The 14,191-nt window shown below is 74.4% G+C and carries 8 protein-coding genes, 1 tRNA gene and 1 pseudogene; 5 read left to right on the forward strand and 5 right to left on the reverse strand.

Annotation, left to right across the window (positions count from 1 at the left end; genetic code table 11):
* Window positions 1–1,243: 1,243 nt before the first annotated feature.
* The 3 genes and pseudogenes from ACGFYY_RS33940 to ACGFYY_RS33950 all read right to left on the reverse strand — a co-directional run bounded on the left by ACGFYY_RS33940 (window position 1,244) and on the right by ACGFYY_RS33950 (window position 3,449).
* Window positions 1,244–2,572, reverse strand: a complete 1,329-nt coding sequence (locus ACGFYY_RS33940) for a hypothetical protein (RefSeq protein ID WP_393715349.1) — start codon at window positions 2,570–2,572, stop codon at window positions 1,244–1,246.
* A 436-nt stretch (window positions 2,573–3,008) separates the two neighbouring features.
* Window positions 3,009–3,326, reverse strand: a pseudogene (locus tag ACGFYY_RS33945) (hypothetical protein); the annotation flags it as partial.
* 48 nt (window positions 3,327–3,374) lie between these two features.
* Window positions 3,375–3,449, reverse strand: a tRNA-Trp gene (locus tag ACGFYY_RS33950).
* A 743-nt stretch (window positions 3,450–4,192) separates the two neighbouring features.
* Between ACGFYY_RS33950 and ACGFYY_RS33955 the strand changes: the two genes are divergently transcribed.
* From ACGFYY_RS33955 to ACGFYY_RS33970, 4 genes are all read left to right on the forward strand, one after another.
* Window positions 4,193–5,314, forward strand: coding sequence for a glycosyltransferase (locus ACGFYY_RS33955; protein WP_393715351.1), 1,122 nt, complete (start codon window positions 4,193–4,195; stop codon window positions 5,312–5,314).
* Window positions 5,315–6,465: 1,151 nt separating this feature from the next.
* A complete protein-coding gene (locus tag ACGFYY_RS33960; RefSeq protein ID WP_393715353.1) occupies window positions 6,466–8,076 on the forward strand; it encodes a phospholipase in 1,611 nt (536 codons plus the stop codon).
* Between the two features lie 193 nt (window positions 8,077–8,269).
* Entirely contained in the window at window positions 8,270–9,403 is a 1,134-nt protein-coding gene (locus ACGFYY_RS33965; RefSeq protein ID WP_393715355.1) for an LLM class flavin-dependent oxidoreductase, read from the forward strand.
* Complete coding sequence (locus tag ACGFYY_RS33970) at window positions 9,400–10,104, forward strand: CE1759 family FMN reductase (protein ID WP_393715357.1); 705 nt, start codon at window positions 9,400–9,402, stop codon at window positions 10,102–10,104. The genes ACGFYY_RS33965 and ACGFYY_RS33970 overlap by 4 nt, the downstream gene beginning before the upstream one ends.
* 252 nt (window positions 10,105–10,356) lie before the next feature.
* Here the strand turns inward: ACGFYY_RS33970 and ACGFYY_RS33975 are convergent, their stop codons facing one another.
* Window positions 10,357–11,310: a phospholipase gene (locus ACGFYY_RS33975; protein ID WP_393715359.1), complete on the reverse strand. Its 954-nt coding sequence runs from the start codon at window positions 11,308–11,310 to the stop codon at window positions 10,357–10,359.
* Between the two features lie 173 nt (window positions 11,311–11,483).
* Window positions 11,484–11,972 carry a hypothetical protein gene (locus ACGFYY_RS33980; RefSeq protein WP_393715361.1) on the reverse strand — a complete coding sequence of 163 codons (489 nt, stop codon included), beginning with the start codon at window positions 11,970–11,972 and terminating at the stop codon, window positions 11,484–11,486.
* 809 nt (window positions 11,973–12,781) lie between these two features.
* On the opposite strand from ACGFYY_RS33980, the gene ACGFYY_RS33985 reads away from it, so the two are divergent.
* The coding region (locus ACGFYY_RS33985) for a DUF6777 domain-containing protein (RefSeq protein WP_393715363.1) at window positions 12,782–14,191 on the forward strand (1,410 nt) is incomplete at its 3' end.

Here is a 14,191-nt window from a genome sequence, read left to right on the forward strand (position 1 = left end):
GTGACCGGGCACCCGCCGCACGCACGCGTGCACGCGCACGCCCGGCGGGATCTTCGGCCGGGTGTTCTCGCGTTCCCGGGACCGTGACCGGGCACCCGCCGCACGCACGCGTGCACGCGCACGCCCGGCGGGATCTTCGGCCGGGTGTTCTCGCGTTCCCGGGACCGTGACCGGGCACCCGCCGCACGCACGCGTGCACGCGCACGCCCGGCGGGATCTTCGGCCGGGTGTGCGCGCGTAGCGGGCGTCGGCCTGTGAGCACGGGGGCGTCGCCCCGCACGCACGGGCCCGGCCGGGCTTTCGGCCGGGTGTTCGCGTGTACCGGGCGCCGTGAGCAGGGGGGCGCCACTCCGCACGCACGCTCGCACGCGCTGGGCCGGGCGTTCGGCCGGGTGTGTGCGTGTACCGGGCGCCGTGAGCAGGGGGGGCGCCGTCCCGCACGTATGCACGTTTCCGTTCGGCGGGGTCTTCGGCCGGGTGTTCTCCGGTTCGTGGGCTCGTGACCGAGTGCGCGCCCCGCATGCACGTACCTGCTCGGCCGGACGGGCGGCCGGGCGTTCTCGGGTGTCGGGGCTGGCCAGGGGGCTCCGGCTCGCACGTATGCACGCTCACGCTCGGCCGGGCCTCCGATCGGGCGTTCTCGTACCGGGCGCCGTGACGTGGGGGGCGCCGGCCCGCACGCGTGCACGTCCTTCGTTCGGCGGGGCTTGCGGCGGGGACCGTGACCGGGGTCGCCGCCGGGCGGGCCGGTACGCGTGCCTACGTCCGGCGGGATCTTCGGCGGGGTGTTCTCGTGTTCCCGCGGTCGTGGGCGCGCAGGTCCCACCACGCCCGCATGCTGGTGTTCGGCCGGGTTTCCGGGGTCGGGGCAGGGGTTCTCGCGTTCCCGGGACCGTGACCGGGTACCCGCCCCGCACGCAGCACGCAGCACGCAGCACGCAGCACGCACGCTCACGCTCGGCCGGATCTTCGGCCGGGCGGTTCTCCGGTTCCCGGGCTCGACCGGCGGCGCCGCTCCGCACGCATGCACGCGTGCACGCCCTACGTTCGGCGGGGCTTCCGGCGGGGCTTCCGGCCGGACTGTGGCCGGGGACGCCGTCACGCGCGCACGCGCATGTTTGCGCCCGGCCGGACCCCCGTGCCCTCAAGTGATCTTGATCGTTCGCCAGGTGAGTTCGACCGCTGCTCGGTTTCTGTCACCCGATCTCGGCCGGCGGCCGGTGCTCGGTGAGGGGCGGTGGGATCAGTGGTTGCGGAACGGTGCCCAGGGGTCGGGAAGGGGAGCGCTCGGGTCCTCGCCCTCGGTGGACAGTCCGACGTAGGCGCGTAGGGCGGGGCGGGTACCGGGGAGGCCGTACCGGGTGAACCGTTCGTGGAGGTCGGAGCCGAACGGCACGGGCTGGAAGTCCGCGGCGGTCAGCAGCTCGGCCAGGACCGTCAGCAACTCCCGGCGCCCGGGGGAGAGCTCGGCGAACACCGCTACGGTGTCCGCGGGGTCGAACAGGGCTTCCAGCAGGTTCCCGGCGCGGACCGCCGGCGGGCGGGGCACGACTGCGGTCTCCTCGATACGAGGCAGGGCGCGGACGATCTCCAGGAGGACCCCGTCCGGGTCCTCGGCGGCGCCCATCAGGTGCAGCAGGCTGCGGACGGTGTAGCTGTGCAGGTCGCCCGCGTGGTGGGCGGTGGCGGTCTCGGGGGCCGGCCCGGCGCCGAAGGCCGCCAGCTCGGTGGCGATGCGCTTCGCCGGCGGCAGGTCGGGCGCGGCGGCCGGGTGCGCCACCAGCAAGCGGGCCAGGGCGGTGGCGGCGGCCCAGCGCGGCAAGGGGTGCTCGTGGTCGAGGTGGTGCCGGAGTCGGCCGTCCGGGTCGTGGTCGGCGATCAGCCCGACCGAGACGAGGACCGTGGCGACGCGGACCGGGTCCCGCTCGCCGTCGAGGCAGGCCAGCAATGGGAGCAGGGTGGCGTCGGCCTCCTCGGGGAACCAGCCGAGGAGGTAGGCGGTCCTGGTGCGGATCTCCGGGTCCTGGTCGTCGAGCAGTTCGAGCAGGACGCGAAGCTGGGCGCGGACCGCGTCGTAGGAGCGCAGTGCGCCCTCGCGGGCGTCGACGGGGTGCCCCGCCGCACAGTACGCCCGTCCCTCGCACAGGTTCTTCAGCCGTTCCTCGTCGGTCTCGGCGGCGATCTGCTCGTCGTACCGGCGCAGATTCTCTTCGGGGCTGATGGCTGCGGCGCGCCACGCGGCGGTGTCGATGCCGAGCGGGAGGTCGTACTCGTTGTGCCAACCAATGGCCAGACGGGTCAGCAGCAGCAGTGCGTCGGCCCGGGCGCCGACCGGTCCCGCGACAGCGATTCGGGTGAGGAACGGCACGGCGTACGGGGAGGCCGAGTACCGGGTGCCCTGGTGGAAGATGTTGCCGAACAGGCTGCGGAAGGCGCTCTCCCGGGCCTCCTCGTCCAGCCCGCACACCGTCCGGAGCCGGCCGGGCACGTCCTCGGCGCTGCCGTAGGCGTGCCCCAGGGCCGCCCAGTCGATGTCGTCCAGCCCTGCCAGGAGATCGTCGGATCGCTTCATGATCCATATGCTCGCAGGGACCGCCGACACCGATCCCGCAGGCGAGCTGTCTCCTTGGGCCCAGCGGTCGAACTCACCTGTCGATCGGTCAAGATCACCTGTCGAAGGACACCCCGGCCGGGCGGTCTTGTGCACCGGGCGCCGGGCGCCGGGCGCCGTGACCAGGGGGCGCCGCCCCGCACGCACGCTCACGCTCGGCCGGACCTCCGATCGGGCGTTCCCGTACGGCCACCCCGCACGCATGCACGCCCTGAGGGGACGTCCCTCAGCGGCCGCGACGTCCACCGATGCGCAGCACGAACCCCGCGACGGCCGCCCCGGCGACGGCGATCCCCGCGACGGCCGCCCCGGCGACGGCGATCCCGGCGACGGCCGGCCCGACGGAGACCGGCCCGACGCACGTGAGCCCGGCCGTGGCGATCCCGGTGGTGGGTCCGGTGGTGGCGCGGGCCGTCATGAAGCCGTCGCGTGCACGCCAGGACAGCACCGACCGGTGCGAGCGCGCGGACAGCAGCGAGCCGGTGCTGAGCCAGGAGGCGGTGGAGAGCGCCGACAGGCAGGATCCGAGGGACACGACGCAGAGCGCGCAGCCCACGGAGCCGATCGAGAGCACCGAGCCGACCGAGCCGATCGACAGGACCGAGCCGACCGAGCCGATCGAGAGCACCGAGTCCTTGGACCACAGGGAGAGGCGGGACCCGTCACCGCGGCACCACGGGGCCGCCCACGCACGAGATTCGGTCACGGCACCCATCCTGACAGGGGCGGAGCCCCGGGGGGACCGGCACGCGCCGGGGGAGGGCGGAGCCGACCGGAATCGAACCGGCGTCCTCGCGGTGTTGGAGACCGCGCGCGTCGACCTCTGCGCTACGGCCCCGCCCGTCCCCGGATCGTATCGGTGCCGCCCCCCGGACCCGCCCCCCGGACCCGCCCCCCGGACCCGCCCCCCGGACCCGCCCCCCGGACCCGCCCCCCGGACCCGCCCCCCGGACCCGCCCCCCGGACCCGACGCCCGGCCCCGCCCCACGACCCGCCCCCGGACCCGACGTTCGGACCGGCCCCCGGACCCGACGCCCGGACCCGACGCCCGGACCCGCCCCACGGACCGCCTCACCGACCCGCCTCACCGACCTGCCCCACGGACCGGCCCCCGGACCCGCCCCACGGACCGCCTCACCGACCCGCGTCACCGACCTGCCCCACGGACCGGCCCCCGGACCCGCCCCACGGACCGGCCCCCGGACCCGCCCCACGGACCGCCTCACCGACCCGCCTCACCGACCTGCCCCACGGACCGGCCCCCGGACCCGCCCCCGGACCCGCCCCACGGACCGCCACACCGACCCGCCCCACGGACCGGCTCCCGGCCCCGACGTCCGGTCCGGCCCCCGCACACAGCCCCCGCGGCCCCGCACGAGGCCCCGCGCACGCCCTCCGGGCACGGCCGCCGCACGTGGGCCGCCGCACGTGGGCTGCCGTCCGGCCGGCCGCGTACCAGAACGTCCGATTATCGATCCTCCTGGGGGAACGTGGCGTGTGCGTTTGTCGGTTCATCGGAGGGGACGGGCCGCCCCGCACGTGGCCCGGCCCGACCGACAGACCGACGGCAAGGAGAAACCCGTGCGCATACTCTTCACCGGACCGGCCGCGGCCGGCCATCTCTTCCCGATGGTCCCGACCGCGCAGGCCTTACGTGCCGCCGGTCACGAGGTGCTGTTCGCGGGTTCGCAGCCGCTCGGCCCGCTGCGCGAGGCCGGTTTCCCGATCGTGGAGATCGGCGACGGCCGTACCGTCATGGACGTCTTCGAGGAGCTCTCGGACGAGGAAGTGCGCTATGTCGCACCGGACATGACCACGGACCAGATCCTCGACCGGGCGGCCCACGGCTTCGCGCTCGTCTCCCGTCCCACCGTGGAGGGTCTGCTGGAGACCGCCGACAGCTGGCGTCCCGACCTGCTGGTCCACGACTCCTTCCAGGCCGCGGCCCCGCTGGTCGCCGCCGCACTCGAGATCCCGTCGGTGGTCCACAACTTCGGCGTCACCTCCGGCCTGGACATGGTCGCCCGGCTCGCCGCCGACTTCACCGAGGCGTACGAGAGGTACGGGGTGGAAGGCCCGGCCGAGCCCACCGCGCTGAACATCGTCCCCGCCTCGCTCGGCGGCGACGCCGGCGGCCTGCGCGTGCGCTACCTCCCCTACAACGGGGGCGGCACCGTCCCCGCCGCACTGCTCCGGCGCGGCGACCGTCCGCGGGTCGCCGTCACCCTGGGCACCGTACTGACCGAGCTGGACGGCGTCCGCGCCATCGTCGGCCTGATCGAGGCCGCCGCGTCGGTGGACACCGAGTTCCTCCTCGCCGTCGGCGACGCGGACCTCGCCCCCCTGGGCACCCTCCCGGACAACGTCCGCCCGCTGCCCTGGGTCCCGCTCGCCGAACTGCTGACCACCTGCGACGCGCTGATCCACCACGGCGGCTCCGGCACCCTGCTCACCGCCCTGCAGGCCGGCCTGCCCCAGCTCCTGCTGCCCCAGGGCGCCGACCACTTCACCAACGCCGACGCGCTCACCGCCACCGGCGCCGCCCTGCGCTGCGCCTCCGACGACGTCGACGCCCCGCTCCTGGCCCGCCTCACCGCCGACGCGACCCTGCGTGAGGCGGCCGGCCGCCTGCGCGCGGAGAACGCGGCCCTGCCGACCCCCGCCGAGACGGTCCCCGCGTTGGAGGCCCTGGCCGCCTCCTGAGGAACGCCCACCCGCCCACCCGCCCACCCGCCCCGCACGGTGATCGCACGGTGTGCCGGCGGCCGCCGCCCGGTACGGGCCCGCACCCGCGGCTCGGTGGCGCACCGGCACACCCTCCCGATCGGCTCCCGGGCGCGCCCTCCCGTCGTGGCCGCCCGTCGGCCACGGCCACAGGTCCACGAGGAGCCGATCGCCCCGGCACGCGACGGGGGGCCCCGGCCGGGGCGTCGGGTTCGGCGCCCGTCCCCGCCTCGGCCCGGTCCGGGGGCCCTGCGGTGGTCGTGCGGTCGTCGTCCCGCAGGCCCCGGCCCGTGCGCGGCACCCGCACAGGAGGCCCCCGGGCCGCCGTGGCGGGGTCCGTCACGGGCAAGGGCCGCGCCACCGGCCCGCCGACGATCGGCGGATCTCGCGCGAGCGGGCGGAGCCCGCGCCACCGCGTGCCCGCGGCCCCTCGCCCGAACCGGCCGCGCGCACCGGCCCGTTCGGTGCGGGGACGTCTCTTCCGGATCCGGCCCGGCCCGCCCGGCCCGGCACGGCCCGGCCCGCCCGGCACGGCACCTCGTCCCCCCGGACTCCGTCCGGGGGGGGGACCCCCAGGTCGTCGGGGCACCCGGATACGTCCGGTACACACGGGCGCCCCTCCGCCCGGGTGCCCCTCCCGGCGGTGGCCGGGGGAGAGACACCGCACCGGACGACCCGGGCTCGTCCGACAGATCCGAACGGGACGACCTGGGCGGAGCACCGGGTCGCCGTTGCGTGGGTGGCGCGATGCGTCCCGGGAGTCACGGGCCCCCACCCCGAGGGGGTGTTCGCCCCGGGCCGACGGTTCCCGGTCCCGGCCGGCGGCTCCCGCTCGCCCCCGCCCGGCGCGGCTCCCGGTCCCGGCCGGCGGCTCCCGGTCCCGGTCCCGGCCGGCGGCTCCCGGCCGCGGCCGACGGCTCCCGGCCCCGCCCGGCGGCTCCCGCTCGCCTTCGGCCTCCGGCGGTTCCCGCTCCCTGCGGCCGGCGGGTGGCCCGGCCCTCGTGTGGCCGGAACTCGTCCGAGGCGGGCGAACAGAAGGCTACGTGCTGGTAACTTACGGGAGTTGATCAAGGTCGGGGTGTGGTCGACCACGCTCCCGGCCGGAGCCACCCCCCAGTCAAGGAACCACATTGGCACGCCGCACCGTCCGTACGACGGCCCTCGTCCCCACCACGGCCCTCGCGCTCGGCCTCTCCCTCCTGGGCGCCGCCGCCCCCGCGTCCGCCGCCGACGCCCCCACCCCCCACCTGGACGCGGTCGAGCGGACCCTGCGTCAGGTCTCGCCGGGCCTGGAGGGCTCGGTGTGGGAGCGCACCGCCGGCAACCGGCTCGCCTCCTCCGTCCCCGGGGGGGCCGACTGGCTGCTCCAGACCCCCGGTTGCTGGGGCGACGCCACCTGCGCCGACCGGCCCGGATCCCGCCGCCTCCTGGAGAAGATGCGCCAGGACATCGCCGCCGCCCGGGACACGGTGGACATATCCACGCTGGCGCCCTTCCCCGACGGCGGCTACCAGGACGCGATCGTCGCGGGCCTGAAGGAGTCCGCGGGCAGGGGCAACCGGCTCAAGGTCCGCGTCCTGGTCGGCGCCGCGCCGATCTACCACTCCACGGTGATCCCCTCGTCCTACCGCGACGAGCTCCTCGCGAAGCTGGGACCGGCCGCCGCGGGGAACATCACCCTCAACGTGGCCTCGATGACCACCTCCAGGACCGCGTTCTCCTGGAACCACTCCAAGCTGGTCGTCGTGGACGGCACCTCGGTGATCACCGGCGGCGTCAACAGCTGGAAGGGCGACTACCTGGAGACCTCGCACCCGGTGAGCGACGTCGACCTCGCGCTGACCGGACCGGCCGCGGGCTCCGCCGGCCGCTACCTGGACACCCTGTGGGACTGGACCTGCCGCAACAGGGGCAACTGGGCCTCGGTCTGGTTCGCCGCCTCCCCCGGCGCCGACTGCATGCCCTCCCTGCCCCGACCGGCCGCCCCGACGGGCGGCGGGGACGTGCCCGTCCTCGCCGTCGGCGGCCTCGGCGTCGGCATCCGCGGAAGCGACCCCACCTCCTTCTTCCGCCCGGTCCTGCCCACCGCCGGCGACACCCGGTGCGGCATCGGGGTGGCGGACCGCACCAACGCGGACCGGGACTACGACACCGTCAACCCGGAGGAGAGCGCCCTGCGCGCCCTGGTCGCCGGCGCGACCTCGCACATCGAGATCTCCCAGCAGGACGTCCACGCCACCTGCCCGCCGCTGCCCCGCTACGACGTCCGCCTCTACGACACCCTCGCCGCGAAGCTCGTCTCCGGCGTGAAGGTTCGTATCGTGGTGAGCGACCCGGCCAACCGCGGCACGATCGGCAGCGGCGGCTACTCGCAGATCAAGTCCCTCTCCGAGGTGAGCGACGCCCTGCGCGGCCGCCTGACGGCCCTGACCGGTGACACGGGCCGGGCGCGCACGGCCCTGTGCGAGAACCTCCAACTGGCCACGTTCCGCGCCTCGGACCGGCCCACCTGGGCGGACGGCAAGCCCTACGCCCAGCACCACAAGCTGGTCTCGGTCGACGGGGCCGCCTTCTACATCGGCTCCAAGAACCTGTACCCGTCCTGGCTCCAGGACTTCGGGTACGTCGTCGAGAGCCCGGCCGCGGCCGCACAGCTCGAGAGCGACCTGCTGGACCCGCAGTGGCGCTACTCCCGGGCCACCGCGACGTACGACCACGCCCGCGGCGTCTGCCAGGGCTGACCCCCACCCGCCCCGCACCCACCCGCCCCGCACGCACCACCCGGACCCGGTGCCCCCCGCCCCCGCCCCCGCTTCCCGGGCGGGGGCGGGCCCGTCCTCTCCCGCCCCGCCCGGCCCGGGAATACCCCGGGCGCACCCCCGGTTCCCCGGTATGGTTGAACAATCAACAATCTTGGAAGGGGATGGGGAACCCATGCAGTTCGGGATCTTCACCGTCGGTGACCTCACGGCCGACCCGACGACCGGACGCGTGCCCGGCGAGCACGAACGCATCAAGGCGATGCTCACCATCGCGCAGAAGGCCGAGGAGGTCGGCCTCGACGTCTTCGCCACCGGCGAGCACCACAACCCGCCGTTCGTCCCCTCCTCACCGACCACGATGCTCGGCCACATCGCCGCACGCACCGAGAACCTGATCCTGTCCACCGCCACGACCCTGATCACCACCAACGACCCGGTGAAGATCGCCGAGGACTTCGCGATGCTCCAGCACGTCGCCGACGGCCGCGTCGACCTGATGACGGGCCGCGGCAACACCGGACCGGTCTACCCCTGGTTCGGCAAGGACATCCGCGACGGCATCGACCTCGCCGTCGAGAACTACGCCCTGCTGCGCCGCCTGTGGGACGAGGAAACCGTCACCTGGAAGGGCAGGTTCCGCACCCCGCTGCAGTCCTTCACCTCCACCCCCCGCCCCCTCGACGGCGTCGCACCCTTCGTCTGGCACGGCTCCATCCGCTCCCCGGAGATCGCCGAACAGGCCGCCTACTACGGCGACGGCTTCTTCCACAACAACATCTTCTGGCCGCCCTCCCACACCCGACAGATGATCGACCTCTACCGCGAGCGCTACGCCCACTACGGCCACGGCACCCCCGAACAGGCGATCGTCGGACTCGGCGGCCAGGTGTTCATGCGCAAGAACTCCCAGGACGCCGTCCGCGAGTTCCGCCCCTACTTCGACAACGCACCCGTCTACGGCCACGGCCCCTCCCTGGAGGAGTTCACCGCACAGACCCCGCTGACCGTCGGCTCGCCCCAACAGGTCGTCGAACGCACCCTGTCCTTCCGCGACCACGCCGGCGACTACCAACGCCAACTCTTCCTGATGGACCACGCGGGCCTGCCCCTGAAGACCGTCCTGGAACAGCTCGACCTGCTCGGCGAGGAGGTCGTACCCGTCCTGCGCAAGGAGTTCGCGAACCTGCGCCCCGCCGGCGTACCGGACGCGCCGACCCACCCGGCCCGCGTCGCGGCCGCCCGCCGCACCACCCCGCAGCAGCACGGGACGCGGGAGACGCGGGAGACGCGGGAGACGCGGGCATGAAACTCCTCGTCGTCTCCGCGGGACTGAGCTCACCCTCCTCCACACGCCTGCTCGCCGACCGACTCACCGCCGCGACCCTCGATCACCTCGATCACCTCGATCACCTCGACGCCGAACCCGGGACCGTCGAACTACGCGAACTCGCCACCGAGATCGCCCGACACCTCGTCACCGGGTTCCCGCCCGCCCGACTGGCCGCCGCACTCGACGCCGTGGCGGCCGCGGACGGCCTGATCGCCGTGACACCGGTCTTCGCGGCCTCCTACAGCGGCCTGTTCAAGTCGTTCTTCGACCTCATCGACAAGGACGCCCTCACCGGCACACCGGTCCTCGTCGGCGCGACCGGCGGCACCGCCCGACACGGCCTGGTCACCGAACACGCCATGCGCCCGCTCTTCACCCACCTGCGCGCACCCGTCGTACCCACCGCCGTGTACGCGGCCTCCGAGGACTGGGGCGCACAAGGCCTGGCGCAGAGGATCACCCGCGCGGGCACCGAACTCGCCCGCTCCATGGCCGCCACCCGCCCCACCACCCGGGACACCACCGGGGACACCTCCCCGGACACCGCCCCCGACGTCGACACCGCCGCGGCGCTCGCACCCCGTTCCCCGACCGGGGCGATCACCTCCACGGATCCCGCGAACGGCCTCACGGTGGTGCCCTTCGCACAACGACTGGCCGCGCTCCGGACCGGATGACCCCACCGACCCCCACCACCCCCACCACCCCCGGGACAAGGGCCCACGGGGCGGTCGGGCGGGGTCGGATTCCACGGCCGCGCACCGGCGGACACCACGAAGGCCCCGACATCGACCCGGGGCCTTCGTGCACTTCGCTGACCTACCGGTTCAACGACGCCGGCGGCCGGGCGTCACGCCCTCCCGTCGCACGGCGGAGGGGAACCGACCACCGGCCACCGGCCACCGGTCACCGGTCGCCGGATCCGGGGCCTACCGGAACAGGCGGTCACCCGGAACGGCCATGCGATGCGTGCCGCTGTGCCGGTCCACCCAGTCACGGACGAGAGCGACGGAGTCGGCGCACTCCCGACCGCCGTCGTACTCACGCACCCCCGTGAAGGCCCCGTAGCCCGCGATGATGCCGTCCACCCGCCCCTCGCCCAACAGCTTGTCGACGTACCACGGATCGTTGTAGGTGGTCGTCCACGACAACGTCGCCGCGAGCCGTCCGGCATCACGGTCCGCGGCGCCCTTCCTCAGCTCCGCGCACGTGTAGTACGTGGCCTCCGTGCAGTTCCCGAACCCCTTGGTGATGTCGCTGTCGCCGTAGTCCATCACCCGACGACCGGCCGGGAAACCGGAACCGGACCGGTCGAACGCACCCTGGACCCGGTCACGGGTCCCGGTCGTCGTGATCCCCTCCGACGCGCCGAGCCGCCCCTCCGGACTCTTCCAACCCCTGCCCCCGACGTCCGGGATGTCGCCGCCGTGGTACTCGTAGAACCCGTACAGCACCTGGATCCCCGCGGCCGTCAGCCGCTGCGCCTTGTCGCGGAGCCCGGCGACGCTGCACCCGCGGTTCTCCCGCTCCCCGCAGTAGCTCGGGTCCTTGATGTCCAACCAGACCATCGACAGCCGACGCCCCGAACCGGCGTGGGAGAGAATACGGTCGATCATGCTGTCGAAACCGGGGCCCAGCCGGTTGTCCCCGGCCGAGGAACAGTCGTGGTAGGCCCGCCATTCGTCGGGGTTCCACCACGCACAGACGTCGATCTCGATGCTGTTGGCACCGTGTCGCAGCGCGGCGTCCACGCCGTCCAGGGTGTCGACGCGGTGCGCGACGGCGTAGATCGGGTGACGCCCGTCGGCGGCCGCCGCCGGGGCCGCACCCGACGCGGTGGCGCCGACGACGGCGCACAGGACCGCGATCAGCGCCGATAACATCCGTGGTCCGGTCCCCGCCCCACGCCTGAGGTCGGTGGTCAAGAGAAACACTCCGTCATGTCGGTCGTACAGGTGGACGGTCGATCCCGTCGATCATGCCGACACGCGATAAATGCACGATGGACGAAACCGTGCGGAAGCCGGCCGCGAACGACACCCGACCACCCCCACGCCTACCGCCGGGAGCGGAAGTCGTAGTACTCCGGGCCCGCGACGAGGACCGAGGTGAAGCACAGCGGCAGGCCCTGCCCGTCACGCGGTACCTCCTGGGAGGTCCGGCGGGTGAAGCCCAGCGAGACACCCGGCACCACCACCTCCTGCGGATCCGCGGCGTCCACGGTCCACCCGCGCCCACGCAGCCCCGCGAGGACACCGTCGGCCGGGCTCGTGAACACCTCACACCCCTCCAACAGGACCCGCGTGGTGCTGCGCCGGCCCTCACCGGGCCACCACAGTTCCACGGCCGTCACACGATCACGCGCATCGAAGAAGACCGTGCAACCCACCCCGTCGGCATCACACATGAGCCGACGCGCCCTGCGCGAGGTCGGCCCGAGCACCCGGGGCTCACCCCACGGCCGGACCGCCACCAGCACCTCCTCGTACGTACTTCCCAGACGCACCGGCCCCGCCGCGACCGGCGGCGTCAGCAACAGATCCATGTCATGTCACCCGCGTCTTCCGGAACTTCCCACCGACCCGACCGTCACCCACCACTGCCACCGACCCCCTCCACCACCCGACGACACGATCCCCCCGCACGCACGCACGCCCGCCCGCACGCACACGCTCGCACACCGGTCCGACCCGCCGCCGCCCGCCACCCCGCCCGTCCCGGACGACGGCTCCGGGGCACGCCGTACCCGGACCGGCTCGCCTCCGCGTCACGCCGTGACGGCGGCCGGAAGCCCGGTCCGCGCGCCGACACCCCCGCCGGCCCGGACCGCCCGGACGTGACCCCGACGACAGGCCGAGGAACGGCCCCCCGCCCGTGCGGGGGGCTCTGTCAAGTCCCGAAAGGTCGCGGCATGACGTGGTGCGGGGGAGAGGGGCTTACTCGGGAGATGGACGCACGCGTTGTGGACGGTTCCCGCCGGGGCGTTTCCAGATCTCCAGGTCCCACCTCCGGGATGTGGAGGTGTCGACGGTTCGGAAGGAGTGAGCGCATGCGAGTCACCACCGGTCACCCACTGCCCTGTGCCGGGGGGCGAGCGTCGTGAATTCCCTGCCCCCCTCCTCCGAGCATCCCACCGGCCCGCCGCCCGGCCCCCTGTCCGGCCGGGGCGCGCATCCGGAGCCACCGCCCCCGCCCCCGCCGCCCCCACCAGGCCCTCCGCCGCCCTCGGGGCCCCCGTCGGGGCCCCTCCCGGCCCCGTCCGGCGGGTTCCCGCCGCCGCCGACGGACGGCGGTGGCCGGGTACGCGGACAGCGCTCACGCAGGGTCCTGCTGAGCGCGGGTACGGCGGTGGCCGTGGTCTCGGCGGTGGTTCTCAGCTTCACCGTGCTCGGCGGGAACACCGCGGCGGGCGGTGAGGTCTTCCTCCAGGCCGCCCCGGAGGCCGGGCCCGACCCGTTCACCCCCTCGACGGCCACACAGGCCGAGAGCGTCGCCAACGCCATGCCCATGAACCCGGGCGCGAACACGAAGGACGCCACGAACGCCAAGGGCACCACCGGCACCACCGGCGGTACGGACGGGACCCGCACGCTCGAGGTCGACGGCGGCTATCCGGGGCTCTACGGCGGAACACGCAACGTGGCCGCCTGCGACGTCGAGAAACAGATCCGGTTCCTCACGCAGCACCCGGACAAGGGCAGGGCGTTCGCCGCCTCGCTGAACGTCCGGCAGCCCGAGGTCCCCTCGTACCTGCGCTCACTGACGCCCGTCCGGCTCGGTTGGGACACCAGGGTCACCAACCACGGATACCGCGACGGCGCACCCACCAGCTATCAGGCGGTCCTGCAGGCCGGCACCTCCGTGCTGGTCGACGCCCAGGGCGTGCCCCGGGTCCGCTGCGCCTGCGGCAACCCCCTGGACCCGCCCGTCGCGGTCCGGGGCAGGCAGACGTACAGCGGCGCGAAGTGGTCCTCGTTCCGCTCCTCCGGCCTCGTCGCGGTCAAGCCCGCCGCCGAGCCGGTGAAGACCGTCACGGTCTTCGACCAGGAGGGCAGGGGATGGTACGAGCGTCCGAGCGGGGCGGCGCAGGGCCGGCACGACCGCGCGGTACCGCCCCCGAAGGGCCAGCCCGCCGGCTCCGCCTACCCGGTCCTGCCGGCGGCCCACCAGGGATCGGGCCGGCCGCCCTCCGGCACGCCCCCGAACCGAACCCCGGGCGATGCCCCGGAACGGGCCCCCGGGAAGGAACCGGCCTCGCCCTCGGACCGGAAGCCGGACAAGGACCCGGACGAGGGACCGAAGACGGCGCCGGGCCGGGATCCCGACACGGACCCGGGCAAGACCCCCGAGAAGGCGCCGGACAAGGAGTCGGGTGAGAACCGCGAGAAGGAACCGGGCCGGAAACCCGACAGGAAGCCCGGACCGGACACGGTCGAGCAGCGTGACCAGAACCGGGACAAGACCCCCGGGGAGGCGCCTGCCGAGGACCCCGGCAAGGAGCCCGGCAAGCAGCGGGACAAGGAGCCCGGTCAGGACGCGGGCAAGGAGCGCGACCAGAACCGGGACAAGACCCCCGGGGAGGCGCCTGCCGAGGACCCCGGCAAGCAGCGGGACAAGGAGCCCGGCAAGGAGCCCGGCAAGCAGCGGGACAAGGAGCCCGGCAAGGAGCCCGGCAAGCAGCGGGACAAGGAGCCCGGTCAGGACGCGGGCAAGGAGCGCGACCAGAACCGGGACAAGACCCCCGGGGAGGCGCCTGCCGAGGAC

The sequence above is a fragment of the Streptomyces sp. NPDC048331 genome (assembly GCF_043201215.1).
In the GTDB taxonomy this organism is placed as follows: Bacteria; Actinomycetota; Actinomycetes; order Streptomycetales; family Streptomycetaceae; genus Streptomyces.